This window comes from Komagataeibacter saccharivorans (assembly GCF_003207825.1).
GTDB classification, from domain to species: domain Bacteria; phylum Pseudomonadota; class Alphaproteobacteria; order Acetobacterales; family Acetobacteraceae; genus Komagataeibacter; species Komagataeibacter saccharivorans.
Genome location: NZ_NKTY01000003.1, coordinates 118,648 through 145,310, shown reverse-complemented (window position 1 = coordinate 145,310; position 26,663 = coordinate 118,648). Strand labels below are relative to the sequence as shown.

Sequence of the window (26,663 nt, the reverse complement as noted above, 5' to 3'; positions counted from 1 at the left end):
GTTCATGATACAAGATGGTGCGGCCATGATGGTCTGACCATGACGAAAGCGGGACATTTTGTAATAATCGCTTCGGGCATGAAGATTTTAACAAATTAAAATCGTCTGGCCCCTTGCCCCTGCCTGTCCGCGTCGGTAATCCCTCGAACTTATCCAGACGGTTTTCGACGTAACGCAGGCATGTCATGATGACATGGGTTGCCAGTCGGGATGTGGGACAGTCCTGTCTGGTTTTGATGTTGGGGGTTCTGGATGTTTGCTCGTGTACTGGGTCTGCTTTCCGCTGACATGGCGATCGACCTCGGCACGGCGAATACGCTGGTTTACGTCAAGGGGCGCGGGATCGTCCTGAATGAACCTTCGGTCGTCGCGCTGGCGGAAGTACGGGGCAAGAAACAGGTCCTTGCGGTGGGTGAGGAAGCCAAGCAGATGGTTGGCCGCACCCCCGGCAACATCACTGCCATCCGCCCGCTGCGTGATGGCGTGATCGCTGATTTTGAAGTTGCGGAAGAAATGATCAAGCATTTCATCCGCAAGGTTCACAACCGCCGCATGTTCGCAAGCCCGCTTATCATCGTATGCGTGCCCTCCGGCTCCACCGCCGTTGAACGCCGTGCGATTCAGGAAAGTGCGGAAAGTGCAGGCGCGCGCAAGGTCTTCCTGATTGAGGAACCGATGGCGGCGGCGATCGGCGCGGGCCTGCCGGTGACCGAGCCTTCGGGCAGCATGATTGTCGATATCGGCGGCGGCACGACGGAAGTGGCCGTGATCTCGCTGGGCGGGATCGTGTATGCCCGCTCCGTGCGCGTGGGCGGCGACAAGATGGATGAGGCGATCATTTCCTACATCCGTCGCAACCATAACCTGCTGATTGGCGAAAGCTCGGCCGAACAGATCAAGATCAACCTCGGTTCCGCCATGCCGCCTGATGATCCCGACGATCCGGGGCCGTGGCGGGAGGTCAAGGGCCGTGACCTGATCAATGGCGTCCCGCGCGAAGTCGTTGTCTCGCAGGGGCAGATCGCCGAAAGCCTTGCCGAACCGGTCAGCCAGATCCTTGATGCGGTGACCACGGCGCTGGAAAACACGCCGCCGGAACTCGCGGCCGACATCGTGGACAAGGGGATTGTCCTGACCGGTGGTGGCGCGCTGCTTTACCGTCTGGATGAAGTCCTGCGGCGCGAGACCGGCCTGCCGGTCACGGTGGCGGAGGATGCGCTGTCCTGCGTGGCGATGGGGACGGGGCGCGCGCTTGAGGAAATGAAGCGCCTGCGCAATGTACTGACAAGCATGTACTGACGAACGGGACAGGCGGGCCGCCCGGAACAGGCAGGGGCGGCACGCTGATGGAGGAGACGCAGGACGATGCAGGTCCGGCGATCAGGCAGTATTGGACAACCCGGCAGGCTGGACGTATCTGTCCCGCGTGAAGGGATGGCGTGATGCCTGTTTCCATCCAGTTCCGTCAGGCGCTTGGCAAGCTGGTCCTGCCTGCGCTGATCCTTGTGGCCTTCGGGGTGATCCTGCTGGGCAAGGCGGATCGCACGCTTGTCGAAAAACTGCGCATGCAGACGGCCGACCTGCTGGCCCCAGCCTACCGGATGGTGGAATGGCCGCAGGAAAAGCTGCGCTGGCTTTCGGGCAACCTGCAGGACATCCGTAATCTGGAAGCGGAGAATATCCGCCTGCGCGCCGAAAACACGTCCCTGCGGCACTGGTACGACGTGGCGGCGGCCCTGGCGGACGAAAACGCAACGCTGAAGGCCAACCTGCACTGGATTCCCGATAACGCACCCACTTTCGTCAGTGGTCGGGTGGTGCGTGACACCAGCGGGCTTTATGCGCGCGCCGTCCTGCTTGCGATCAATCCCGATACGTCCGTCCACAAGGGGGGCATCGCCCTTGATGGCGCGGGACTGGTCGGGCGTGTGACCGAAGTGGGCAGGCGTTCGGCCCGCGTGCTGCTGATTACCGATTCGTCCAGCCGCCTGCCCGTAACGCTGGAAGCCAGCCATGCGGCGGCCATCATGGCGGGTGACAATTCCCCCATGCCGCGCATCATCTTCTACCCGCAGGACAACCTGCCCGTTGAAGGCGAGCGTGTCGTTACCAACGGGGAAATCGAAAGCCTGCCCGCCGGCCTGCCGGTGGGGCATGTGCATTACCTGCGTCCCGGCATGCCGGTGGTGGTGCCGGCGGCGGCGCTGGACCATATCGATATCGTGCGTATCTTTGATTATGAGGACAGCGTCGCCCCGCCAGACGCCCCCGGTCGCGTGCCGCTGCCGCCTGTCGGGCGGACGATGGTGCTGCCCTCGCAGTTCCAGATCAATCAGGACAAGGGGCTGCATGGATGAAAACCTTCTCGCCCCCGCCCATCCGTCCGGGCATCCATCCCCGTGCGGGGCTGGGTAACCGGATCGATCATGGCATGCGCAACAGCGTGCCGTGTCTGGTGGTGTTTTTCGTGACACTGGTGCTGTCGGCGCCACTGAACCTGCCCGGGCAGGTGGAACTGATGCCCGCCATCATCATGGCGATGGTGTTCCTGTGGTCGGTCTTTGCGCCGGCCCTCATGCCGTCCGTGGCGGTGTTCGTGCTGGGAATATGGGCGGACATCCTCAGCTTCGGTCCGGCGGGTGTCATGCTGCTCATGATGCTGATCGTACATGGCGTTGCGCTGTCGGGACGGTACACGCTGGCACGGGTCAATTTTTTTGTTCTGTGGCTTGTGTTTGCCATGGTGATGGTAGGGGTTACGGCGCTACAATGGGTGCTGTGTTCCGCGCTGGCATTGCATGTTGTGGAGTTTCTGCCTTTTGTTTTCGAGACAGTTCTGTCCGTTGGCAGTTTTCCTGTCCTGTATGCAGGATTCGCGTGGACCTACCGTTTTGTCATCAATAACGCGGACCACTCCTGAAGCGGGTGGAATGGCCTCTCCGTGCCGGATGAGTGAATGACGTTTCGTAAAAAGAAGTCTGGCAACCGGCTGATGTCGCGTCCCGACGAAGGCAAGAACCCTTCGCGGGGCGTGTTCACCCGCCGCGCCCTGCTGCTTATGGCGGCACAGGGGGCCGTGCTGGGCGCGTTGGGGGAACGTCTGTACGGGCTTCAGGTTCGTGACGGCAGCCATTACGCCAGGCTTGCGGAAAACAACCGGCTGAGCAAACGCTTCTTCGCGCCGCCGCGCGGGCGCATTACGGACCGTTTCGGCATTTCGGTCGCGGCCAACCGCATCAACTGGCGCGCGCTCCTGCTGGCGGAAGAAACCAGCGATATTCCCGGCACGCTGGAACGCTTTGCCCAGATCGTGCCGCTGGAACAGCGCGACACCACCCGCATCGAACATGAACTGCGTCACAAGCGGCGGTTCATCCCGATCATGCTGCGCGATTTCCTGTCATGGGATGACATGGCGCGGCTGGAACTCAACATGCCGTCGCTGCCCGGCGTGCTGATCGATGTCGGGACCACGCGCGTCTACCCCTTCGGGCCGCTCATGGCGCATGTGGTCGGTTACGTGGCGCCCCCGGCCGAAAAGGACGTGGTGCATGATGCCGAACTGGCGCTGCCCGGCATGCGGGTGGGGCGTTCGGGCATCGAACAGACACAGGACACGAACCTGCGCGGGCAGGTCGGGTCCGTGGAAATGGAAGTCAACGCGGTAGGCCGCGTGATGGCCGAACTGGACCGCGATGAAGGACAGGCGGGCGACGAGATCGCGCTGACCATCGACAGCGGCCTCCAGCAGCAGGTGCTCGGTCGCATCGGGGAACAGTCGGCCAGCGCGGTGGTGATGGACTGCCGCAATGGCGAAGTGCTGGCCATGGTCAGCAACCCGTCCTTCGATCCCTCCCTGTTCGATAGTGGCGTCAGTCAGGCGCAGTGGATCGAATGGACCAATAACAGCCAGACGCCCCTTATCAACAAGGCCGTGTCGGGACTGTATCCGCCCGGTTCCACCTTCAAGCCTGCCGTGGCCATGGCGGCGCTGCGCGCGGGGACGCTGTCGCCCAGTGACCGGATCAGTTGTCCCGGCTATATCGATGTGGGCGGCACGCGCTTTCACTGCTGGTCGCGTTGGGGGCACGGGTCGATCAACCTGCGTCAGGGGCTGAAATATTCCTGTGATGTGTTCTTCTACGAAGTCGCGCGGCGCACCGGCATGGATGCCATCGCCGCGACAGCCGAACTGTTCGGTCTGGGCACAAAACTGCCTGAAATCGAACTGCCGCATGTGCGGCAGGGATTGATTCCCACCCCGGCATGGCGGCGCGCGCATGGCCGGCACTGGAACGGGGGGGATACGATCGTCAGCGGTATCGGGCAGGGATTTGTGCAGGTGACGCCGCTGCAACTGGCCACCTACGCATCGCGCATCGCCACGGGGCGCAATGTCCAGCCGCATCTCATCCGCTCGGTGGCCGGGCATATGGCCGACCTGACCGACCTTGGCCACGCGCCGGGCATGAGCATGCCCGATCATTTCTTTGCGGACATCCGCGCGGGCATGTTCGCCGTGGTGAATGAGGAAGGGGGAACCGCCCCCAAGGCGCGGCTGGATATTCCCGGCGTACAGATGGCGGGCAAGACCGGATCGGCGCAGGTGCGGCGCGTGTCGCGTGCGCTGCGTGAAAGCGGGCATTTCAATTCCGCCAACCTGCCATGGGAATACCGGCCCCATGCGCTGTTCATCTGCTTTGCGCCCTATGACGCGCCGCGCTATGCCACGGCGGTGGTGATCGAACACGGCAATGCGGGCGCGGATGTGGCCGCCCCCCTTGCGCGTGATATCATGACCGATGTCCTGCGCCGCGATCCGGTCAATCACCGTGAGCCGCCGGGGCAGGAAGTGGCGCAGGCGGAAGTGGACTAGACCACCCGCCCGCAGGCCCCGTATGGGGCTATGGCCGCGTCCGTGCCTGTTGTGGAGAATGGAATGAAATTCCAGAAGCGCCTGCTGCGCGCCGAGCCCAATTTCCAGATCCTGACCAAGCTGTGGCAGATCAACTGGCTGTATGTGCTGCTGATCTGCGCGCTGGCGGTGGTGGGATATGGGGCGCTGTATTCGGCGGGTGGGGGCACGTCGCGCCCGTTTGCCGGGCCGCAATCCATCCGGTTCTGTTTCGGGCTGGTCATGATGCTGTGTATGGCGCTGATGAGTCCCGCCATTCTGGTACGCATGGCATGGCCCATCTACATCTTTTCGCTGGTCCTGCTGGTGGCGGTGCTGCGGATGGGCCATGTGGGCAAGGGGGCCGAGCGATGGCTGATGCTGGGTGGCATGCAGGTCCAGCCATCGGAACTGGCCAAGATCGCGCTGGTGCTGATGCTGGCGACATGGTTCCACAAAATCAGCTATCGCAGGATGGGCAATCCCCTACGGCTCATTCCCCCGGCACTCATGGTGCTGGTGCCGGTCGCCCTTGTGCTGAAGGAACCCAATCTTGGCACCGCCGTCATTATCGGTACCGTTGGGGCCAGCATGTTTTTCGGCGCGGGCATGCGGCTGTGGCAGATTGCCCTTGTGGTGCTGCCCGTGCCGTTTCTGGCCAGGATTGCATACAGCCACCTGCATGATTACCAGAAGGCCCGCGTCACCACCTTCCTGCACCCCGAAAGCGATCCGCTGGGGGCGGGCTATAATATCATCCAGTCCAAGATTGCGCTGGGTTCAGGCGGGATGTGGGGGCAGGGCTATCTTCAGGGCACGCAGGGGCAACTTAACTTCCTGCCTGAAAAGCAGACAGATTTCATCTTCACCATGATTGCGGAGGAGTGGGGCTTTGTCGGTGGCATCGCCATAATCGGCATGCTGCTACTGCTGATTTTTGGCGGCATGCTGATCGCCATGCGCAGCCGCAACCAGTTCGGGCGGCTGCTGGGGCTGGGCATTTCCATGAACTTCTTCCTGTACTGTGCGGTCAACCTGTCCATGGTGATGGGGGCGATCCCGGTGGGGGGCGTGCCGCTGCCGCTGATTTCCTATGGGGGGTCGGCCATGCTCATGGTGATGTTCGGGTTCGGGCTGCTTATGTCCGCATGGGTCCATCGGAATGCCACGTTCGGGGAAACCACGGGGGAAGACAACTGATGGCGGGCATCCTGCCCCCAACGCCCGCCGTCAGCCGTTCCTACCGGCTCAGCACCTATCATGTGCCGGGCCTGCCGGTGATCCGTATCGGGCGCAGGCCGCAGTGGCGGCGTTGCGTGGTGCCGCAGGGGGATATCGTGCTGCTGAGCGCGTGCAATCCCGGCGGCAGGTTGCGTCCCGATGGCTGGAATCACCGGATGATGCAGGCGCTGTCGCAGCATCTGCGTGGGGTGAAGCATGAACTGGGGGAAGGGCGTCTGGGCAGCTGGTCCGAACCGCTTTATGCGGTGCGCGTGCCCTTGGCGCGGGGGCTGCGTCTGGCGCGCCTGTTCCGGCAGAATGCGGTGGTCGTGCTGAATGGTGACCGACCGGCGCGACTGGTCTATCTGGCCTGACACCGCTCGGGGCGTCAGGCCAGAGCCGGGTCAGCCTTCGATCTGGCTGAAATCGGCGATCAGCACCGTCATCCGGCGCAGTTCCGACAGCAGGCGCAGGCGGTTGGCGCGCACGGCGGGATCGTTGTCATTGACCGTCACCACCTCAAAAAACCGGTCGAGGGCCGGGCGCAGCGCCGCCACGTCGCGCATGGCGTCGGCATAGCGTTCCTGCGCGATGGCCTGTTCCACGGCGGGAATGGTCTTTTCCAGTTCTCCGGCCAGTTCCCGCTCTTCAGGCTGGGTGTAGAGCGCGGGGTTGGGCGCGCCCTCATGCGGGCCGTCCTTGCGGTCCTCGATGCGCAGGATGTTGGCCGCGCGCTTGGTGGCGGCCAGCATGTTGCGCCCGTCCTCGCTGGCCAGCATGTCGGCAATGGCGCTGGCGCGGGCCAGCAGGCGCACGATGTCGGTATCGGTATTGCCAACCGACACGGCGGCAAGGATGTCGTGCCGCGCACCTTCGCCACGCAACTGCACCCGCAGGCGGTCGGCCACGAATTCCGGCAGAACATCCAGATCGGGCGCAAGGCGCAGATCCTCGGGCAGGCCCTGTGCTGCTTCCCAGAAGACGCGCGCCAGATCAAGCCGCAGCCCGTTTTCGCGGATGATGCGGATAACCCCCAGTGCCGCCCGACGCAGGGCATACGGATCGCCCGACCCGCCGGGCTTTTCACCCACGGCGAAGAAGGCCACCAGCATGTCGATCTTGTCCGCCAGCGCGACCGCGACCGAAACCGGCGCGGTCGGCACGTCATCGTGTGGGCCGCGTGGCATGTAATGTGCGCCGATGGCATCGGCCACCGCATCGTCTTCCCGGTCATGGCGGGCGTAATAGGCCCCCATGATGCCCTGCAGTTCCGGGAATTCGCCCACCATGCCGGTGGTCAGGTCCGCCTTGCACAGCAGGGCCGCGCGTCTGGCCTGCGTTTCATCCGCGCCGGTCATCCCGGCCAGTATGCCCGCCAGACGTTCGATGCGCTGCACGCGCGCGCCCTGACTGCCCAGTGCGGCATGGAACACGATCCGGTCCAGCGCGGGTACGCGCTCAGCCAGACGGGTGGCGCGGTCCAGATCCCAGAAATGACGGGCATCGGCAAAACGGGCGCGCAGCACGCGCTCATTGCCCGCAATGGTCAGGCTGCCGCCATCGCTGGGCAGCAGGTTGGCGACAAAGGCAAAACGCGGTGCCGCCGATCCATCCGAATTGCGCAGCGCGAAGTAACGCTGGTTCACCCGCATGGACACCTGCATGACTTCGGGCGGCAGGCTCATGAATTCGTCGTCAATCCGGCCAAGGAAGGGGACCGGCCATTCCGTCAGGCCCGCGACCTCGTCAATCAGGCCGGGATCGGCGGCGACATTCAGACCTTCCTCACCGGCAAGACGGGCGACGCCTTCGGCAACAAGGGTGCGGCGCGCGGCGGCGTCCGGTTCCACCTGTCGCGTGCGCAGACCATCCAGCCAGTCTTTCGTGCTGCTGACGGCAAATGCCCCCGGCGCGGTGAAGCGGTGGCCTTCCGTCAGGTTGCCCGAACGCAGGCCATGGCCGTTATCCTCGCCTTCCGCCAGCGTGAAATCGACGACCTCACCATCAAGGATACAGACGATCCTGCGCAGCGGGCGCACCCATGTAAAGGCGCTGCCAACGCCCCAGCGCATGGATTTGGGCCACGGGAAACGCCGCAGCAGGCCGGGCAGGACATCCGCGATCTGCTGGCCGGCGGCCACGGGCGCGATGGTGCGGCGCAGGACCCAGAAGCCGTTTTCCAGCGCCAGCGCATCACGTTCCACGCCATGTTTGCGCATGAAACCGGCCAGCGCCTTCTCGGGTGCGCTTTCACGCGGGCCGCGTTCTTCAACCGTCGCACCCGGCACGGTGGCGTCCACCGTAACGGACAGGGCAATGCGGCGCGGACCGGCAAAGGTCGTGGCGTCGCGCGGGTTCAGCGGGGCCAGCGCCTCGCACACAAGGCGTTCGAGGTCGCTTGCCCCGCGCGCCTGCATGCGGGCGGGAATTTCCTCGGAGAAGAGTTCGATAAGAAGTTCGGGCATGATGGTCTTATTCCTCGCCCGCCAGCCACGCTTCGCAGCAGCGTTTCGCCAGCGCGCGTACGCGGCCGATATAGGATGCGCGTTCGCTGACGCTAATCACGCCGCGCGCATCGAGCAGGTTGAACAGGTGACTGGCCTTCAGGCACTGGTCATAGGCGGGCTGCGCCAGACCGGCCTTTGCAAGGGCCGTGGATTCGTTTTCGGCATCGATGAAGTGGCGGTGCAGCATTTCCACATCCGCCAGTTCGAAATTATGGCGGGAGTAATCCTGTTCCGCGCGCAGGAACACGTCGCCATATTTCAGCCCCTGCCCGTTGAAATCGAGGTCATAGACATTCTCGATTCCCTGCACGTACATCGCAAGGCGTTCCAGACCATAGGTCAGTTCGGTCGAAGGCATGACGGTGGGAATGCCGCCGACCTGCTGGAAATAGGTGAACTGCGTCACCTCCATCCCGTCGCACCAGACTTCCCAGCCCAGACCCCATGCGCCGATGGTCGGGTTTTCCCAGTCATCCTCGACAAAGCGGATGTCGTGTTCCAGCGGATCGATCCCGATGGCGCGGTAGCTGTCCAGCAGCAGTTTCTGGCTTTCCTCCGGCGTGGGCTTGAGGAGGACCTGATACTGGTAATAGTGCTGCAGGCGATTCGGGTTTTCGCCATACCGCCCGTCGGACGGGCGGCGGCAGGGCTGGACATAGGCGGCCTTCCACGGGCGCGATCCCAGCGCGCGCAGCGTGGTATGCGGCGACAGCGTACCCGCCCCCACTTCCGTATCGTAGGGCTGGAGAATGGCGCAGCCCTGATCGGACCAGAACTGGTGCAGTTTCAGGATAAGCCCCTGGAACGACAGCGGGCGCGGGGATGTGGGTGATCGGGGCACGGGGGCCGGGTCCATGAACAAGATGCTCCGGTAAACGGGGACAGGGTATGCACCATCTGGCGCAAAATCGCGCGCCAGCATACCGTTATGCCGCCGCGACCGAAAGGCGGGGCATGGCATAAGGCCAAACCTGTCATGATCTGGCGGTATTTGGCCTTGCGCATCGCCATTGCACGGACCACATCTGCGGGGATACGCTTTTCCCAGCCCAAGGCAGGACAGACAGGATGAACGACCAGGAACGTGATCTGATCACACAGTTTTTCGCGCGGGTGGGGGGGGCTGCATCGGGCAGCGTGCCGCAGACGACCTCCCAGCTTCCGCCGATTGACCCGCAGGCCAATCAGTATATCGGGCAGATGTTCCAGAAATATCCTGAAGCCGGTTATCGCGTCACCCAGATGGCGGTGGTGCAGGAAGCCGCCCTGGCTGAAGCGCAGAACCGGATTCGCCAGCTTCAGTGGCAGCTTCAGCAGGCGCAGCAGCAACTCCAGCAGCAGCAGGCCGCCCCCCAGCAGCCCAGCGGCGGTGGCGGATTCTTCAGTGGCATGTTCGGTGGTGGCCAGCGTGCGCAGGCAGCGCCCCCTCCGGGGTGGGGTGGTGGTGCCGCTCCCACATCCCCGCCGCCGCAGCCGGTCTATCCGCAGGGCATGCAGCCGGGCATGTTTCCCGCCCGTGGCTCGGGCTTTCTGGGGTCGGCCCTGACCACCGCCGCCGGTGTGGCGGGCGGTATGATGGTGGGTAACGCGCTGACGGACCTGTTCAGCGGCCATCATGACGCGGGTGGCTTCGCAGGCGGCATGTCCCAGCCGGGCGAGACCATCATCAACAACAATTACGGTGACGGCGCGGGCGGCGGCGATCCGTTCGCAGGTGGCGGCACCGCTGCCGATTCCGGGTTCGACGCAGGCGGCGATGCGTCCGGCGGGTTTGATGACGGCGGTGGCTTCGATGCGGGTGACGATAACAGCTTCTGATCCGCTGGCGGCTGAAATAGGGAAGGGGGCATCCGTTATGGATGCCCTTTTTCATTTCGGGGGGAGGAGCGATGACCCAGCGGGAATTTCCCCTTGATCTTCCCCAATCCGCCGGATCAGGGCCCGAACCACTGGATGATGGCGCGTTGATCCTGCGTGGCCATGCGTCATCCCATGCGGCGGACATGATTGCGCAGATCCGGCGGATGGCCCGTCAGTCTCCGTTCCGGCGGATGACGACTCCGGGCGGGGGCAGCATGTCCGTTGCCATGACCTGTTGCGGGTTACGGGGCTGGTGCAGTGATGCGTATGGTTACCGGTATGAGGAACGCGATCCCCTGACGGGCCAGCCATGGCCCGCCATGCCGGAGGGGTGGCGGCAGATGGCGGTCGCGGCTGCCGCAATGGCGGGATATGAGGGTTTCGCGCCCGATTCGTGCCTGATTAACGGTTATCGGGTTGGCGCACGCATGGGCCTGCATCAGGATCGTGACGAACGCGCAGACGCACCGGTCGTGTCCCTGTCCTTCGGCCTGCCCGCCATCTTCCTGTGGGGTGGGCTGCTGCGTACGGACCCGTTACGGCGCATTCCCCTGCTGCATGGGGATGTGGTCGTATGGGGCGGGACGACACGGCTGGCATTTCATGGCATCGCGCCATTGCGTGAGGGGGACCATCCCCTGACCGGGCCGTGCCGGTATAACCTGACCTTCCGCCGCACGGCATAGCGGGGGTGATGGTCAGCGGCCCATTACGGACCGCCGAGCGTTGTGGATCAGGCCGTGAGGGCAGCGGCTTCGCGTGCCCGCTGGGTAATGGCGGCCACATCCGGTGTTCCGGCGGGAACCAGCCACGATCCGCCCACGCACAGAACCGAAGGCAGGCCCAGCCATTCCGAAGCCGTATCCTGACGGATGCCGCCGGTGGGGCAGAAGCGTGCGCGGCCAAAGGGAGCGGAAAGCGCCTTGAGCGCCGGAATGCCGCCCGCTGCCGTGGCAGGGAAAAACTTGAAATGCGTCAGCCCGAGGTCGAGGCCGCGCATGATGTCGCTGGCATTGGCCGTGCCGGGCAGCAGCGGCACATCGGCAGCGGTGGCCGCCCTGGCGACGTCCGTGGTCAGGCCGGGGCTTACGATGAAGCGCGCGCCCGCATCGACCGAACTTTTCAGGTCATCGCCGTTCAGCACGGTTCCGGCACCGACAACGGCCCCTTCAACCTTCGCCATTTCCGCAATCACTTCCAGCGCGCATTCGGTGCGCAGGGTGACTTCCAGCGCGCGCAGGCCCCCTGCAACCAGTGCTTCCGCCACGGGGCGGGCATGGGCGGGATCATGGATGACCAGTACCGGAATAACCGGCGCGATGGTCATGATGTCTTCAATCTGGGCCATGGGCTGGCTCCCTTTCACAACTGTTTGCGGCGCCTGGCCGCCTTACGCGTTCTCTTGTGCGGCCATACGGTCCATGGAGGCAAGGATGGCTGATGCCCCGCGTTCGGGGCTGTCCACGCCGCCGCGCATGAGCGCGAACAGTTCCCGCCCGGTGCCGAACTGTGGTGCGGGCGGACGGGCCGGGGTGCGGTCGGTCCACTGTGCTGCGTCCACTATGGCCTCGATCCGGCCCGTATGGGCGCACACACGCACCATGTCCCCATCGCGCAGCAGGGAAAGCGGGCCGCCGACATAGGCTTCCGGGCCGATATGGATGGCGGCGGGCACCTTGCCGCTGGCGCCCGACATGCGGCCATCGGTGACAAGGGCCACCTTATGTCCCCGGTCCTGCAGCACGGCCAGCGTGGGGGTGAGTTTGTGCAGTTCGGGCATGCCGTTGGCGGCCGGTCCCTGAAAGCGCACGACCACCACCACGTCACGATCCAGCTTTCCATCGCGGAAGGCGCGCAGCACGTCCTCCTGATCGTCGAACACTGCCGCCGGGGCTTCGATTGTCCAGCGTTCGGAGGCGACGGCGCTGGTCTTGTAGATGCCCCGCCCCAGATTGCCTTCCATCACCTTCATGCCGCCATCGGCGCGGAAGGGATTGGCGGGCGCGCGCAGGATGCTTTCATCGGTGGACGGGCCTGCCTCTTCCCATACCAGCGCATCGTCACGCATGACCGGGCGGTTGCGATAGGCGGCAAAGCCACCACGCGCCACGGTCAGGATATCGGGATGCAGCAGCCCCGCATCCAGCAGGGAGCCGATCAGGCTGGGCATGCCACCCACGGCGTGGAAGGCGTTCACGTCTTCCGACCCGTTGGGATACACGCGCGTCAGTTGCGGCACGACGGAGGAAAGCCGGTCCAGATCGCTCCAGTCGATCACGATGCCCGCCGCGCGTGCAATGGCGGGCAGGTGGATGGCAAGATTGGTGGACCCGCCCGTCGCCAGCAGGCCTACGGCTGCGTTGACGATGGCGCGTTCATCCACGCACAGGCCCAGCGGACGGTAGTCATCGCCCCGTGCGCCAATCTCGCTCAGGCGGTGGATGGCGGCACGGGTCAGTTCCTGGCGCAGCTTCGTGTTAGGCGGGACGAAGGAGGAGCCGGGCAGGTGCAGCCCCATCACTTCCATCAGCATCTGGTTCGTATTCGCCGTGCCGTAGAACGTGCAGGTGCCCGCAGCGTGGTAGGATTCGGATTCCGCATCCATCAGCCGGTCCTTGCCCACCTTGCCTTCGGCGTAGAGCTGGCGGATGCGCTGCTTTTCGCTGTTGGGCAGGCCCGATGGCATGGGGCCGGAGGGGATCAGCAGCGCAGGCAGGTGGCCAAAGCGCAGCGCGCCGATCAGCAGGCCGGGCACGATCTTGTCGCAGATGCCCAGCATGGCCACGCCTTCGTACATGCCATGGCTCAGCCCGACGGCGGTGGACAGGGCGATGACATCGCGGCTGAACAGCGAGATTTCCATGCCCGGCTGCCCCTGCGTCACGCCGTCGCACATGGCGGGCGTGCCACCGGCCACCTGTGCCGTCCCGCCGACTTCACGCGCGTAAAGCTTGATCTGGTCCGGGTAGCGGCCATAGGGCTGATGGGCGGACAGCATGTCGTTATAGGACGTGATGATGCCCACGTTCATGCCGCGCGCTGCGCGCAGGCCCTGCTTGTCCCCTTCCGACGCCGCGATGGCGTGGGCCAGGTTGCCGCAGGCCAGACGGGGGCGGCTGATGCCGTTTTCACCTTCGCGCGCGATCAGGTCCAGATAGGCGCGGCGACTGCCAGCCGAACGTGTGATGACCCGTTCGGTCACGGCGGTCAGGACGGGATGCAGACTCATGGAATCTCACAGACTTTTCTAGACCCGACCTATGGGAGGGGGCCGGTTCGCAGTCATCGCACGGGCGATGAAGGCGGGTTTGAAAGCGGTCGGAATGTGCGAATGTCGTATGACCGCAAGGCTTGTGGACATCTATTTGAAAAAACACCCATAGATCAAGACATAAAATTATAAAAATAATCACAAAATTATAACTAAATTATGAAAGCGAATGATTTTCGATCAAGAAACGAACAGCCATCACCTGTCAGCGGCTACAGGGGCATGCGCGGGATGGTTCTTCCTTTTCCCTGAAAGGTGGGGCAGGGCCTGTAAAAACACCATATTTCATTCCCCTAACAGGAATTCAGGTCACAGGTTCCCGCTGCTGCTGGCGAACACGTCCATCTATTTGGCGCCTGCCAGACAATACCCTTCCGCCGGGGATCATTAAGCGGGATTTCCGGCCTGATCGGGCAGGGATGGCGGTACGGTGTTCGGTTTTTGTGGGCGTTTCAGCCAGAAGACTGCCGTCGCGCGAACACGGCAGGGCATGCGCGTGCCTGTTGATGCGCGCATCGCGGTTCGCAGGAGGATTTAGCGAACATTCCCCGGTCGAGGGTTCTGTCCGTTACCGCACCATGACCGTTAAGCCCTGGCGGGACTGTGCAACAGATTCAGGGGCCGTTCAGAAACGCGGCCAACCCTTCAGGGGAGTATTTTATGGGGGGAACAGGGGATGGTGAGCCGGGTGGGATTCGAACCCACGACCATTCGATTAAAAGTCGAATGCTCTACCGACTGAGCTACCGGCTCACATCGCCTGTATGAAGGGGCTAAAGCACAGGAAAAACCCGTGATCCGCCGCCTTGCGCAGGTCTCTAAACATCCTCGGCGGGGGTGTCAACCTGTGCGTGGGGCCGCAGGTCGCCGGGATGGAAAAACCGGCCGGTACCATGGGCCGCAAACGGCTGTCTGGCTCCGACCGGAAACAGGCCGCCGGACAGGTGCGCAGGTGGCGCACGCTGTCCGGCGGGATGGATCAATCAGGCTTCGGCGTCGGCGGGACGCATCTTGATGATGCGGTCAGGGTCCTGAACCATGCCGCTCTGGCCCGCACCACGCTTGATCTGGTCGATGTGGTCCATGCCTTCGATCACCTGGCCCACGATGGTGTACTGGCCGTCAAGGTGGGGGGAGGGCTCGAACATGATGAAAAACTGGCTGTTCGCGCTGTCCGGGTTCATGGTGCGGGCCATGCCCATCGTGCCACGCTCGAACTTGGCCGCGCGGGTGAATTCCGCCTTCAGGTCGGGCAGCTTGCTGCCGGACGTGCCGGTGCCCGTCGGGTCGCCGCCCTGCGCCATGAAGCCCTGGATCACGCGGTGGAAGGGCGTGTTGTCATAAAACCCTTCGGCTGCCAGCGTGCGGATACGCTCGGCCGCCAGTGGTGCAATGTCGGGACGCAGGCGGATCACCACCCGTCCTGTCTTGAGGTCGACGTTGATCAGGTCGGATTTGTTTTCTGTAGCAGACATCATGATCCGTTTCGTGATTGGGGTGTGAAGGAACCGGCAGCGCGGGACGCGACCGCCAGCCTGTCAGCCGCGCAGGCGTTTTAGGATGTGCCCGCGGGTAAAAGGTGGAACAAAACCGGAAATATCACCATCCAGCCGGGCTATTTCCTTTACCAGCCGGGAAGAAATGTACTGGTGCCCTTCCCGTGCCATAAGGAACAGGGTGTCAATGTCGGGCGCCAGATGCTGGTTCATACCAAACATCTGGTTCTCGTATTCGAAATCTGCAACCGCCCGCAGTCCGCGAATGATTGCATGCGCCCCATGCGTACGCGCCGCATGCACCGCAAGTCCCGTAAAACCGATGACCGTGATCGGGTTCGCCCGCCCTTCATTCAGGGGGGCGATATCGGTCCGCAGGCATAACAGCCGTTCCTCCAGCGGGAGAAGGGGCTGCTTGTCCCGGTTTTCGGCCACGCCGATCACCAGCCGGTCCATCACGCCCGCCGCACGTTCGATGATATCCATATGCCCGCTGGTCACGGGATCGAACGTGCCCGGATAGAAGCCGGTACGGGATGGGGCGGGTTCAGTCATCCTGCCCTGCATCGGTGGCGGGGGTATCGGCTTCCGTATCAGCGATTTCGGCTTCTTCCCCGTCGTCATCTTCATCCATGACGGGGAACACGCTGGTCACTTCCTCGGTGTCGTTCAGGCGGAACAGGGTTACGCCGCTGGCCTGACGCGACATGATGCGCACCTGCCCGATCGGCAGGCGGATCAGGCGGCCCGCATCGGTTACCAGCATGACATCCGTGCCTTCCAGCACCGGCAGTGTCGCCACGACCGCATTGCCGCGCTTGTTGGCGGAGAAGGTCATGTTGTTGATGCCCTGTCCACCACGCCCGCTGACGCGGTAGTCATAAGCCGACGAACGGCGGCCGAAACCCGCATTGCTGACGATCAGCAGCACTTCTTCCGCCGCTTCCAGCTCCGCGAACCGTTCGGGGGACAGTGGCAGGTCGTCTGCCACGATTTCGGCATCGTCCGTTACGACGGTTTCTTCCGCTTCCTCGCCTTCCTGCGCTGCTTCGGCGCGGCGGCGGGCATTGGCCATGCGCAGATAGGCGGCGCGTTCCTCTACCGTGGCCTCGACGTGGTTGAGCACGCACAGGCTGTTCACGCTGTCGCCTTCAGCCAGTTTGATGCCCCGCACGCCCGAACTGCCGCGCCCGGCAAAGACACGCAGCGTGTCGTCCGTGATCTGGAAACGGATGCAGCGCGCGTTGCGGGTGCCAAGGAATACATCCTGCCCTTCGCGGCACGTGGCGACGCCGATCAGGCGGTCCTCGTCATCCAGCTTCATCGCGATCAGGCCGGATGAACGGATGTTGCGGAAATCGCTCAGCCGGTTGCGGCGCACGCTGCCCGATGCCGTGGCGAAGACAAGGTGCAGGTTTTCCCACAGATCCTCATCCTGCGGCAGCGGCAGGACGGCGGTGATCGTGTCGCTGCCAAGATCGGGCAGCAGGTTGACCAGCGCGCGCCCCTTCGCGGTGGGGCTGGCTTCAGGCAGACGCCAGACCTTTTCGCGGTATGCCTTCCCGCCCGAGGAGAAGAACAGAACCCACTGATGCGTATGCGCGTTGAACGAACGCACGATGATGTCGTCGCCCCGGCGTCCCGCCGCCGTGCGGCCACGGCCGCCACGATTCTGGGCGCGGAATACGTCCAGCGGCGTGCGCTTGATGAAGCCTTCGCGGGTGATGGTGACAACCATCTGTCCCGGCTCGATCAGGCTTTCATCGGTCTGGTCGCCCGCGTAATCGGCAATGTCGGTGGCGCGCGGGGTAGCCAGTTCGGCGCGGATGGTGGCCAGTTCGGTACGCATGACCTCCATGCGGCGCGGCCGGCTGGCGATGATTTCCAGCAGGCTGTTGATGCGCACCGCCACTTCGGACAGTTCCTGCTGGATCTTGTCGCGTTCCAGCCCGGTCAGGCGCTGCAGGCGCAGTTCAAGGATGCCGCGAGCCTGTGCTTCCGTCAGGTGGACCCGACCATCGACGATGACATTGCCTTCGTCATGGATCAGTTGCAGCAGGGGCGCCACATCGGCTGCATCCCATGCCTGCGCCATCAGCGCGGCACGCGCGGCCCCCGTATCGGGCGCTGCGCGGATCAGGGCGATGACCGCGTCGATATTGGCAACCGCGATGACCAGACCGACCAGCAGGTGGGCCCGGTCACGCGCCTTGTTCAGGTCAAAGCGCGCGCGGCGCAGGATCACGTCCTCACGGAAGCGGATGAACGCTTCCAGCACGTCCTTGAGCCCCATGAGGCGCGGCTGCCCGCCATCCAGCGCCAGCATGTTCACGCCAAACGAGGTCTGTAGCTGCGTGAAGCGGTAAAGCTGGTTCAGCACCACTTCCGGCGTCGCCTCGCGCTTGGTCTCGATGACGATGCGCATGCCTGAACGGTCGCTTTCGTCCCGAATGTCGGAAATGCCTTCGACCTGCTTGGTGCGCACCAGATCGGCAATGCGTTCCTGCAACGTGGCCTTGTTCACCTGATAGGGGATCTCGGTCACGATGATGGCCTTGCGGTCCTTGCGGATTTCCTCGATCTCGGCCTTGGCGCGGATGATGACCGAACCGCGTCCCGTCTCGAATGCGCTGCGGATACCCGCACGGCCCAGAATGGTGCCGCCCGTGGGGAAATCAGGTCCCGGCACGTATTCCAGCAGGTCATCGAGCGTCATGTCCGGGCGCTCGATCAGCGCCAGGGTCGCATCGATTATCTCGCCGGGGTTGTGCGGGGGAATGTTGGTCGCCATGCCCACGGCGATGCCGGATGCGCCATTGATCAGCAGGTTGGGGAAGGCGGCGGGCAGGATCTGGGGTTCCTGCTCGCTTTCATCGTAGTTGGGCTGGAAATCGACGGTATCGCGGTCGATGTCGTCCAGCAGGAAGGAAGCCGCCTTGGCCAGACGGGCTTCGGTATAACGCATGGCGGCGGGGGAATCGCCATCGACCGACCCGAAATTGCCCTGCCCGTCGATCAGCTTCACCCGCATCGACCACGACTGCGCCATGCGCACCATGGCGTCGTAAATGGAGGAGTCGCCATGGGGATGGTATTTACCCATCACGTCACCGACCGCGCGGGCCGATTTGCGATAGGGCTTGTCGTGGGTGAACCCGCTTTCGCGCATTGAATACAGGATGCGGCGATGAACCGGCTTCAGCCCGTCACGCACGTCCGGCAGGGCGCGGCTGACAATGACGGACATGGCGTAAGCCAGGTAGGAGGAGCGCATTTCCTCCTCGATCGTGACCGGCAGCATGTCGGACGGGGGCAGGGGATCGTCGGGTATCTCGGTCAAGGCAGTTCCGTCATGTCAGGGTTATCCCACCCCGGGCGACCATAACGGCGCAGGGGCGGGACGGTAGGCAGGAATGGCGCGTTGGGGCCGCCATCAGGTCCATGCGTACCATAGCACGGTCAGCGGCCCGGCGCGAAGCGCCAGCGGGGTTCAGAACGGGATTTCATCATCCAGATCGCTGCCGCCAGCCGGGGCGTCCCAGCCGCCGCTGCCGCCACTACCGCCGCCACTGGCGGGGCGGTCGTTGCGCTGCGGCTGCTGGCGGGCCGGGGCGCTGTAGCCACCGCCGCCGCTGCCACCACCGTAGCCGCCACCATAACCGCCGCCTGCGTCGTCACCGCCGCTGTCGCCACCGCGATTGCTGTCCAGCAGCACCAGATCGCCACGGAAGCGGTCGACCACCACTTCGGTCGTGTAACGGTCCTGACCGCTCTGGTCGGTCCATTTGCGTGTCTGGAGCGAGCCTTCCAGATAGACCTTGCGGCCCTTGCGCAGGAAACGCTCGGCCACGTCGGCTATCCGGTCGTTGAAAATGACAACCCGGTGCCATTCCGTCCGCTCGCGCCGTTCGCCCGATGCGCGGTCATTCCATGTATCGCTTGTCGCCAGTGTCAGTGAGACGATTTTCGCCCCGCTCTGGCTGTTCCGTACTTCCGGGTCCTTGCCCAGATTGCCCACGAGAATGACCTTGTTGACGCTGCCCGCCATATGCTGTCCTGCTGCAGTTCGAGTATGGGACCGGCAGTGGCTGAACCGCTGCCGACTGCCGCCACAGGCAGCCCGATGGCGGCCGTGGCGGATATATGCGGCGATCTTACCGGATCGTCCCTTAAAATGCGAGTGTGAGGACGATACCGCGATCAACGCCGGCATGGGGCGTGGCAGCAGGCATGTAACGGGCGCTGTCGTGGCCGGTCAGTCACGGCCCTTGTCGTGATGGACCGGCAGGCCCAGATTAGATGTGGGTCCGCAATGGTGGCCGGTATCCGCTTTCCCGCACGGGAGCGGAACAGGGAGAGTTCATGAGCGTTTCTTCGCGTCCGGAACAGGTTCCGGCGGCACAGCATGTCAGCCAGCAGTCCATTCGCGTGCGTGGGGCGCGTGCGCATAATCTCAAGAACGTCGATGTGGATGTCCCGCGCGATGCGCTGACGGTCATGACCGGCCTGTCAGGTTCAGGCAAGTCGTCACTGGCGTTCGACACCATCTACGCCGAAGGCCAGCGCCGGTACGTGGAAAGTCTGTCCGCCTACGCGCGCCAGTTCCTTGAACTAATGGGAAAGCCGGATGTCGATTCGATAGAAGGGCTGTCGCCCGCCATTTCCATCGAACAGAAAACCACATCCAAAAACCCCCGTTCCACCGTTGGCACGGTGACGGAAGTGCATGATTACATGCGCCTTCTGTGGGCGCGCGCGGGCGTGCCCTATTCGCCCGCCACCGGCCTGCCGATCGAGGCGCAGACGATCAGCCAGATGGTTGACCGCGTGATGGCCATGCCCGAGGGCACGCGCCTCATGTTGCTGGCCCCGGTGCTGCGCGACCGCAAGGGTGAGTGTAAAAAGGAACTGGCCGAACTCCAGCGCAAGGGCTTCACCCGCGCCAAGGTGGACGGCACGCTCCATACAATTGATGAAGTGCCGGAACTCAACCGCCGCCTGCGCCATACGGTCGAGGCCGTGGTGGACCGCATCGTGGTCAAGGAAGGCATCGAAAGCCGTCTGGCCGACAGTTTCGAGACAGCGCTCGGCCTGTCCGATGGTCTGGTCTATGCGGAAGAGGTGGTGAAGAACGCCCCGGAAGGCGAGGAAGCCCCGCGCACCGTCTTTTCCTCACGCTTCGCCTGCCCGGTCAGCGGCTTTACGCTGGAGGAGGTCGAACCCCGCCTGTTCTCCTTCAACGCGCCGCAGGGTGCGTGTCCGGCCTGTGACGGGATTGGTCAGGAAACATTTTTCGATCCGCGCCTGATCGTGCCGGACGATTCGCTCTCGCTCGCGGCAGGGGCGATCGCCCCGTGGCGCAATAGCCAGAGCCCGTATTACACCCAGACGCTGGCCGCCATCGCGAAGCATTATGACGTATCGATGGATACGCCGTGGGAAGACCTGCCCGAAAACGTGCGCGATGTGATTCTTGAGGGGGGAAAAGACCCGATCGAGTTCACATACCGCGATGACCGCCGCAGCTACAGCCTGACCAAGCCGTTCGAGGGCGTGGTCAAGAACCTGCGCCGCCGCATGGCGGAAACCGACAGCGTATGGGTGCGCGAGGAACTGTCGCGCTACCAGTCCGAAAAGCCATGCCATGTGTGCGATGGCGCGCGGCTGCGGCCCGAGGCCCTGTCGGTCAAGGTGGCGGGGCTGAACATCGCGCAGGCATCCGACATGCCCATCCGCAAGGCGCTGGACTGGTTCGGCACGGTGGAGGAAACCCTGACACCCCAGCGCGCCGAGATCGCGCGACGCATATTGCGTGAAATCCTTGATCGCCTGCGCTTTCTGGATGACGTGGGACTGGATTACCTGACGCTTTCGCGCGGTTCGGCCACCCTGTCGGGGGGCGAAAGCCAGCGTATCCGGCTGGCCAGCCAGATCGGTTCCGGTCTGACCGGCGTGCTGTACGTGCTGGATGAACCCTCCATCGGGTTGCACCAGCGCGATAACGAACGCCTGCTGGGGACGCTGGACCGGCTCAAGAAGCTGGGCAATACCCTGATCGTGGTCGAGCATGACGAGGATGCCATCCGCGCCGCGGACTGGCTGATCGACATGGGGCCGGGTGCGGGCATCAATGGCGGCAATATCGTCGCCGCAGGCACCCCGGCGGAGGTCGCGGCAAATCCCGCCAGCCTGACGGGCGCTTACCTGTCGGGGCGCAAATGTATCCCTGTCCCCGCGAAACGCAGGAAAATCGATCCCAGACGGGAGCTGGTGCTGCGCGGGGCCACAGGCAACAACCTGAAGGATGTTACGGCCAGATTCCCGCTGGGCACCTTTACCTGTGTTACCGGGGTTTCGGGTGGCGGCAAGTCCACGCTGGTAATCGACACGCTGTACAAAGCCCTGTCGCGCAGGCTTATGGGATCGGGGCAGAACCCGGCACCCTATACGGCCATCGATGGGCTGGATCAGCTCGACAAGATCATCGACATCGATCAGTCCCCCATCGGGCGCACGCCGCGTTCCAACCCGGCAACCTATACCGACCTGTTCGGTCCCATCCGTGACTGGTTTGCCGAACTGCCCGAAAGCAAGGCGCGCGGCTACAAGCCGGGGCGCTTTTCCTTCAATGTGAAGGGTGGCCGGTGCGAGGCATGCCAGGGGGACGGGGTACTCAAGATCGAGATGCACTTCCTGCCCGACGTGTTCGTCACCTGCGATACCTGCAAGGGCGCGCGTTACAACCGCGAGACGCTGGACGTGAAGTTCCGGGGCAAGTCCATTGCCGATGTGCTGGCCATGTCGGTGGATGAGGCGCTGCCCTACTTCTCCGCCGTGCCGCGCATCCGCGACCGGCTGGCCATATTGCAGAAGGTGGGGCTGGGCTACGTCGCCCTTGGCCAGCAGGCGACCACGCTGTCAGGTGGCGAGGCGCAGCGCGTGAAACTGTCCAAGGAGCTGGCGCGCAGGGCCACGGGGCGCACGCTCTATATCCTTGATGAGCCAACCACCGGACTGCATACCGAAGACGTGCGCAAGCTGCTCGAAGTGCTGCATGCGCTGGTGGAGCAGGGCAATACCGTGGTGGTGATCGAGCATAACCTCGAAGTCATCAAGACGGCGGACTGGGTGATCGACATGGGGCCGGAGGGTGGTGATGGCGGTGGCCAGATCGTCGCCTGTGGCACGCCCGAGCAGGTCGCGGCCTGCGCCGAAAGCCATACGGGGCGATTCCTCAAGCCCCTGCTGGACAGGCAGCCGCTGGTGCCGCCTGCGCCCGCGCCGGTGGCGGGGCGAAAGGGGCGCGGCAAAAAAGCCACAGTGGCGGCGGAGCCGAAAGTGGTAAAAAAGCAGGAAAAACCGGCAAAAACCCGTCGCAAAAGCGTAAAATAGGCGCGCCGCCACCGGTGCTGGATGGTGGGGCCTGAAAAAAACTGGCGTGATGATGCGGAAAATACTTGCATCGTACCGTCGGCAGGCCCTATCAGCGCCTCTCTTGGCCCAAGGGGGCAATAATGCCCAACAGGCTATCTACTGGTTTTGGGGTACGTGATGAACGCACTTGCTCAACTGGGGATGGTCTCGGAACACCCGAGCGATAACCAGATCTCTTCAGCGCCGTTTTCGTCCGAGGACGACCGGAAGGACTATTTCGTCGAAAAAGACGGAATGAAATTTGCGGGAACGCATCTCCTCGTCGATCTTTGGGATGCCCGGAATCTTGATGATCCGGAACAGATCGACCGTACCCTGTGCGAAGCCGCAGTGACGGCCGGGGCCACCATCCTGCACAGCCATTTCCATCATTTCACGCCCAATGGCGGCGTGTCGGGTGTGGTCGTGCTGGCTGAAAGCCATATCTCGATCCACACATGGCCCGAGCGGAATTTTGCCGCCGTGGATATTTTCATGTGTGGCGCGTGCGATCCGCACCTTGCGATTCCGGTCATGCAGCGCCTGTTTCAGGCCGGCCGGATCGAAGTGGACGAACAGCGTCGCGGGCGCGTGCAGCTCTAGCCTGCCTTCGCCGGGCTGGTGATGACCAGACCGGCATGCCCTCCTTAAATAACGAAGTGTCGGGCCGGATTGATTTCCGGCCCGTGCTTTTTCATGTGCATTGATTAGACGGAAGGGGAACCGCAATGTCCCGTGAGTGGATCAGCGAAGGCCTGTACGAGGGCTGGCGGCAGGAACTGCGTGTGGACCGGATGCTGGCGCGTACCAAAAGCGCGTTTCAGGATATCGCCGTGTTCGAGAATGTCGATCTTGGCCGGGTCCTGATGCTTGATGGCGTGGTCCAGATCACCGAACGGGACGAATTCGTCTATCAGGAAATGCTGACCCATGTGCCGCTGCTGGAGCATGGCGATGCGAAGCGCGTGCTGATCATCGGCGCGGGCGACGGCGGTGTGCTGCGGCGCGTGCTGGAACACGGCACGGTGGAAAAGGCGGTGATGGTCGAGATCGATGGCGAGGTCATCGAACTGTCCAAGAAATTCCTGCCCTCCATCGCCGGTGACGCATGGAACGACCCGCGCGCTGACGTGATCGTGGGCGACGGCATCGAATACGTGTCCAATGCCGCCGATGGCTCGTTCGATGTCATCATCGTGGACAGCACCGACCCGATCGGTGTGGGTGAAGTGCTGTTTACCGATTCGTTCTACCGGCACTGCGCGCGTATCCTCAGCGCCAACGGCATTATCGTGAACCAGTGTGGCGTGCCGTTCATGCAGGCGGACGAACTGCGTGACACCAGTGCGCGCCGTGCGCAGTTTTTCGCGCATGTTTCGGCCTATGTCGCCGCCGTGCCGACCTATGTCGGCGGGTTCATGACGCTGGGTGTGGCCGCCAAGGGGGGCGTGCCGGGCCGCAACAGCGTTGAGGTGATCCGCGAGCGCGCGCAGCGCGCGGGCATTGGCGAAGGCTGTCGGTACTGGACGCCGGAAATCCATGGCGCGTCCTTTGTCCTGCCGCCCTATATCGCAAAGAACCTGCCGCGCTGACAGGTACTACGGTCTGCGGGTATGAAAAAAGGCCGGGGAACAGCAGTTCCCCGGCCTTTTTTCTGTCTGGACCGCAGGCAGGATCAGGCCCTGGGCGCGTAGCGGGCCGTCTTGCGCACGCTGATTTCCTTTACCCCCAGTTCCTTTACCCCATCGGCAAAGACCTTGAAGTGCGGCGTGGCGAGATGCGTGTCGAATGCGGCTTCATCGTCATACACTTCCACCAGGATGATGGTCTGCGGATCGTCGATCGGGCTTACGGCCTCGAAGCGCTGGCAGCCTTTTTCATCCGCGACCGAGCGTTCGCTGTCATAGGCGCAGAGTTCGAGAAAACGCGCCCGGTTTTCGGCAGATACGCGAAATTCGGCCACGATGGTCAGCGGGGCGGTGGTCATGGCTGGATGATCCTTATTTCTGTTCCGGGCGCACGGGGCAACGACCTGTCACACTGAGCGCCTTTCATGGATTGACTTGGCATATCCGGTCATGTCAAGTCAGGCCTGTCGACACGGGAGAGACTGGCCCAGCGCCAGCGCCGAAGGAGCAACCGCCCCGGAAACTCTCAGGCCAAAGGACCGGTCGGCCAAGACTTCTGGAAAGAGGCGTCCGGCAACGGGCGCCCGCCGACGGGATAGCGATCTCAGGCACATGCGACAGAAGGGGCACTTGGAACCTATCCGGGTTCGACAGGAGTGCCGCATGTCCACAACGCTACCTGCCTATTTTTCCGTCTGTTCTCCGTTTTCCATTTCCTGTTCCGCTGGCGCGTACCGTGCCACTGCACCCGCATGCCCTGCGTGCGCGAACGCATGCGCGCACGCGGACCTGCACAAGGCCCAGCCCGCATGAACCAGCCCCTGCTGCGCACCCCGCTTTACGACCTTCACCTTGAACTTGGCGCCCGTATGGTGCCGTTCGCGGGTTATGACATGCCCGTGCAGTATCCTGCGGGCGTCATGGCCGAACACCTGCATACGCGCGCCAGCGCGGGGCTGTTTGACGTGTCCCATATGGGACAGGTGCGCGTCCGTGCCCGTTCGGGACAGGTGGCCGACGCCGCCCGCGCGCTTGAGGCGCTTGTCCCCGCCGATATCGTCGCCCTGAAGCCGGGCCGCCAGCGTTACGCCCTGTTCACCACGGAAGATGGCGGCATCAGCGATGATCTGATGGTGGCCAATATGGGCGACTGGCTGCTGCTGGTGGTCAACGCGGCGTGCAAGGATGCGGATTTCGCCCATGTAAATGCCGCACTGGCCGATAGCTGCACGGTGGAAATGCTGTCTGACCGCGCGCTGATCGCGGTGCAGGGACCGGCGGCGGAAGCAGCCGTGGCCAGCCTGAACCCGAAAGCGGCGGCGATGCGCTTCATGGACGTGGCCGGGCTTGATCTGGCCGGTGTGCCCTGCATCGTTTCGCGCTCGGGCTACACGGGTGAGGACGGTTATGAAATCGGCATGGATAATGCCGCCGCATCCACCGTTGCCCGCGCCCTGCTGGCGCAGCCGGGGGTTGCCCCCGCCGGTCTGGGCGCGCGTGACAGCCTGCGGCTTGAGGCCGGTCTGTGCCTGTATGGTTCCGATATCGACCTGACCACAACGCCCGTCGAAGGCGCGCTGGAATGGTCCATCCAGAAAAGCCGCAAGCCCGGTGGCGCCCGTGCAGGCGGCTATCCCGGTGCCCGGATCGTGGCGGACCAGCTTGCGGATGGCGCGACACGCCGCCGGGTGGGCCTGCGGGCGGAAGGGCGCGCGCCGGTGCGTGGTGGTGCCGAACTGTTTGCCGATGAAGCAGGCCAGATCCCGGCAGGGCGCGTGACCTCCGGCGCATTCGGGCCCAGCGCGGGCGGCCCCGTCGCCATGGGCTATGTGCCCACCCATCTTGCAACCCCCGGCACGCGGCTGTTCGCTGGCGTGCGCGGGCGGTTCCTGCCGGTTCAGGTGGCGGCGCTGCCTTTCGTCGCACCGACATTCCGCCGCTGAACCCTGCGCGGATTTTTCACAGACCATTGTAATTTATGGAGCACGGACATGACCGTCTATTACACAAAAGAACATGAATGGCTGCGGGTCGAAGGCGATGTCGCGGTTGTCGGCATCACCGCCCATGCGGCCAATGAACTGGGCGAGCTGGTCTTTGCCGAGGCACGCGACCCCGGTACCACGGTGGAGCAGGGCGACAGCGTGGCCGTGGTGGAATCGGTCAAGGCGGCATCGGACATCTACGCGCCGGTAACGGGCGATGTGCTGGCGTTCAACGACGCGCTGGGTGATGACGCGGCTCTGGTTAACCGTGACCCGGAAGGCGAAGGCTGGATCGTGCGCATGACCGTGGCCGATGCCTCGCAGCTTGAGGGGCTGATGGACCACGCGACCTATACCGCGCTGGTTGGCTGATTTTCCACTTTCCTAC

Annotated in this window: 22 protein-coding genes, 1 tRNA gene and 1 riboswitch; of the genes, 13 read left to right on the top strand and 10 right to left on the bottom strand. The window is 63.7% G+C overall.

Going from position 1 to position 26,663, the window contains the following annotated elements:
• The first annotated feature begins 252 nt into the window (after positions 1 to 252).
• The 6 genes from CFR79_RS03555 to CFR79_RS03530 all read left to right on the top strand — a co-directional run bounded on the left by CFR79_RS03555 (position 253) and on the right by CFR79_RS03530 (position 6,489).
• A complete protein-coding gene (locus CFR79_RS03555; protein ID WP_102324717.1) occupies positions 253 to 1,299 on the top strand; it encodes a rod shape-determining protein in 1,047 nt (348 codons plus the stop codon).
• Positions 1,300 to 1,442: 143 nt separating this feature from the next.
• Complete coding sequence (gene mreC, locus CFR79_RS03550; protein ID WP_102324716.1) at positions 1,443 to 2,357, top strand: rod shape-determining protein MreC; 915 nt, start codon at positions 1,443 to 1,445, stop codon at positions 2,355 to 2,357.
• Positions 2,354 to 2,920, top strand: coding sequence for a rod shape-determining protein (locus tag CFR79_RS03545; protein ID WP_102324715.1), 567 nt, complete (start codon positions 2,354 to 2,356; stop codon positions 2,918 to 2,920). Before mreC ends, CFR79_RS03545 begins: the two co-directional genes overlap by 4 nt.
• 36 nt (positions 2,921 to 2,956) lie before the next feature.
• Complete coding sequence (mrdA, locus tag CFR79_RS03540) at positions 2,957 to 4,876, top strand: penicillin-binding protein 2 (protein ID WP_102324714.1); 1,920 nt, start codon at positions 2,957 to 2,959, stop codon at positions 4,874 to 4,876.
• A 63-nt stretch (positions 4,877 to 4,939) separates the two neighbouring features.
• Positions 4,940 to 6,094: a rod shape-determining protein RodA gene (gene rodA, locus CFR79_RS03535; RefSeq protein ID WP_102324854.1), complete on the top strand. Its 1,155-nt coding sequence runs from the start codon at positions 4,940 to 4,942 to the stop codon at positions 6,092 to 6,094.
• A complete protein-coding gene (locus CFR79_RS03530; protein WP_110546942.1) occupies positions 6,094 to 6,489 on the top strand; it encodes a DUF3293 domain-containing protein in 396 nt (131 codons plus the stop codon). Before rodA ends, CFR79_RS03530 begins: the two co-directional genes overlap by 1 nt.
• A 30-nt stretch (positions 6,490 to 6,519) precedes the next feature.
• On the opposite strand, the gene glyS is transcribed toward CFR79_RS03530, so the two are convergent.
• Both glyS and CFR79_RS03520 read right to left on the bottom strand, forming a co-directional pair.
• Positions 6,520 to 8,580 carry a glycine--tRNA ligase subunit beta gene (gene glyS / locus CFR79_RS03525; RefSeq protein ID WP_110546941.1) on the bottom strand — a complete coding sequence of 687 codons (2,061 nt, stop codon included), beginning with the start codon at positions 8,578 to 8,580 and terminating at the stop codon, positions 6,520 to 6,522.
• A 7-nt stretch (positions 8,581 to 8,587) separates the two neighbouring features.
• Entirely contained in the window at positions 8,588 to 9,478 is an 891-nt protein-coding gene (locus CFR79_RS03520; protein WP_102324853.1) for a glycine--tRNA ligase subunit alpha, read from the bottom strand.
• Positions 9,479 to 9,690: 212 nt separating this feature from the next.
• Between CFR79_RS03520 and CFR79_RS03515 the strand changes: the two genes are divergently transcribed.
• Positions 9,691 to 10,440: a DUF2076 domain-containing protein gene (locus tag CFR79_RS03515; protein ID WP_110546940.1), complete on the top strand. Its 750-nt coding sequence runs from the start codon at positions 9,691 to 9,693 to the stop codon at positions 10,438 to 10,440.
• 71 nt (positions 10,441 to 10,511) lie between these two features.
• Positions 10,512 to 11,168 carry a DNA oxidative demethylase AlkB gene (gene alkB, locus CFR79_RS03510; protein WP_110546939.1) on the top strand — a complete coding sequence of 219 codons (657 nt, stop codon included), beginning with the start codon at positions 10,512 to 10,514 and terminating at the stop codon, positions 11,166 to 11,168.
• Positions 11,169 to 11,215: 47 nt separating this feature from the next.
• Here the strand turns inward: alkB and eda are convergent, their stop codons facing one another.
• The 7 genes from eda to ssb all read right to left on the bottom strand — a co-directional run bounded on the left by eda (position 11,216) and on the right by ssb (position 19,297).
• Positions 11,216 to 11,830 carry a bifunctional 4-hydroxy-2-oxoglutarate aldolase/2-dehydro-3-deoxy-phosphogluconate aldolase gene (gene eda, locus CFR79_RS03505; protein ID WP_102324709.1) on the bottom strand — a complete coding sequence of 205 codons (615 nt, stop codon included), beginning with the start codon at positions 11,828 to 11,830 and terminating at the stop codon, positions 11,216 to 11,218.
• A 42-nt stretch (positions 11,831 to 11,872) separates the two neighbouring features.
• A complete protein-coding gene (edd, locus tag CFR79_RS03500) occupies positions 11,873 to 13,711 on the bottom strand; it encodes a phosphogluconate dehydratase (RefSeq protein ID WP_110546938.1) in 1,839 nt (612 codons plus the stop codon).
• A gap of 719 nt (positions 13,712 to 14,430) precedes the next feature.
• Positions 14,431 to 14,506: transfer RNA gene (locus tag CFR79_RS03495), tRNA-Lys, on the bottom strand.
• Between the two features lie 230 nt (positions 14,507 to 14,736).
• Positions 14,737 to 15,228, bottom strand: coding sequence for a peptidylprolyl isomerase (locus CFR79_RS03490; protein ID WP_110546987.1), 492 nt, complete (start codon positions 15,226 to 15,228; stop codon positions 14,737 to 14,739).
• 63 nt (positions 15,229 to 15,291) lie between these two features.
• Complete coding sequence (gene coaD / locus CFR79_RS03485; protein ID WP_102324851.1) at positions 15,292 to 15,804, bottom strand: pantetheine-phosphate adenylyltransferase; 513 nt, start codon at positions 15,802 to 15,804, stop codon at positions 15,292 to 15,294.
• A complete protein-coding gene (gene gyrA, locus CFR79_RS03480; protein ID WP_102324707.1) occupies positions 15,797 to 18,589 on the bottom strand; it encodes a DNA gyrase subunit A in 2,793 nt (930 codons plus the stop codon). Before gyrA ends, coaD begins: the two co-directional genes overlap by 8 nt.
• Before the next feature lie 150 nt (positions 18,590 to 18,739).
• Positions 18,740 to 19,297, bottom strand: a complete 558-nt coding sequence (gene ssb, locus CFR79_RS03475) for a single-stranded DNA-binding protein (protein WP_110546937.1) — start codon at positions 19,295 to 19,297, stop codon at positions 18,740 to 18,742.
• A 314-nt stretch (positions 19,298 to 19,611) separates the two neighbouring features.
• On the opposite strand from ssb, the gene uvrA reads away from it, so the two are divergent.
• From uvrA to speE, 3 genes are all read left to right on the top strand, one after another.
• On the top strand, positions 19,612 to 22,641 hold the full coding sequence (uvrA, locus tag CFR79_RS03470) for an excinuclease ABC subunit UvrA (protein ID WP_110546986.1): 3,030 nt from the start codon (positions 19,612 to 19,614) through the stop codon (positions 22,639 to 22,641).
• Positions 22,642 to 22,800: 159 nt separating this feature from the next.
• On the top strand, positions 22,801 to 23,265 hold the full coding sequence (speD, locus tag CFR79_RS03465; protein ID WP_025437442.1) for an adenosylmethionine decarboxylase: 465 nt from the start codon (positions 22,801 to 22,803) through the stop codon (positions 23,263 to 23,265).
• A 125-nt stretch (positions 23,266 to 23,390) separates the two neighbouring features.
• Positions 23,391 to 24,254, top strand: coding sequence for a polyamine aminopropyltransferase (speE, locus tag CFR79_RS03460; RefSeq protein WP_102324705.1), 864 nt, complete (start codon positions 23,391 to 23,393; stop codon positions 24,252 to 24,254).
• Positions 24,255 to 24,337: 83 nt separating this feature from the next.
• Here the strand turns inward: speE and CFR79_RS03455 are convergent, their stop codons facing one another.
• A complete protein-coding gene (locus tag CFR79_RS03455; RefSeq protein WP_110546936.1) occupies positions 24,338 to 24,649 on the bottom strand; it encodes a putative quinol monooxygenase in 312 nt (103 codons plus the stop codon).
• A 103-nt stretch (positions 24,650 to 24,752) separates the two neighbouring features.
• Positions 24,753 to 24,842, top strand: a riboswitch (glycine riboswitch).
• A 257-nt stretch (positions 24,843 to 25,099) separates the two neighbouring features.
• Between CFR79_RS03455 and gcvT the strand changes: the two genes are divergently transcribed.
• Positions 25,100 to 26,233 carry a glycine cleavage system aminomethyltransferase GcvT gene (gene gcvT, locus CFR79_RS03450; RefSeq protein WP_102324703.1) on the top strand — a complete coding sequence of 378 codons (1,134 nt, stop codon included), beginning with the start codon at positions 25,100 to 25,102 and terminating at the stop codon, positions 26,231 to 26,233.
• 48 nt (positions 26,234 to 26,281) lie between these two features.
• A complete protein-coding gene (gcvH, locus tag CFR79_RS03445; protein WP_102324702.1) occupies positions 26,282 to 26,647 on the top strand; it encodes a glycine cleavage system protein GcvH in 366 nt (121 codons plus the stop codon).
• Positions 26,648 to 26,663: the final 16 nt, after the last annotated feature.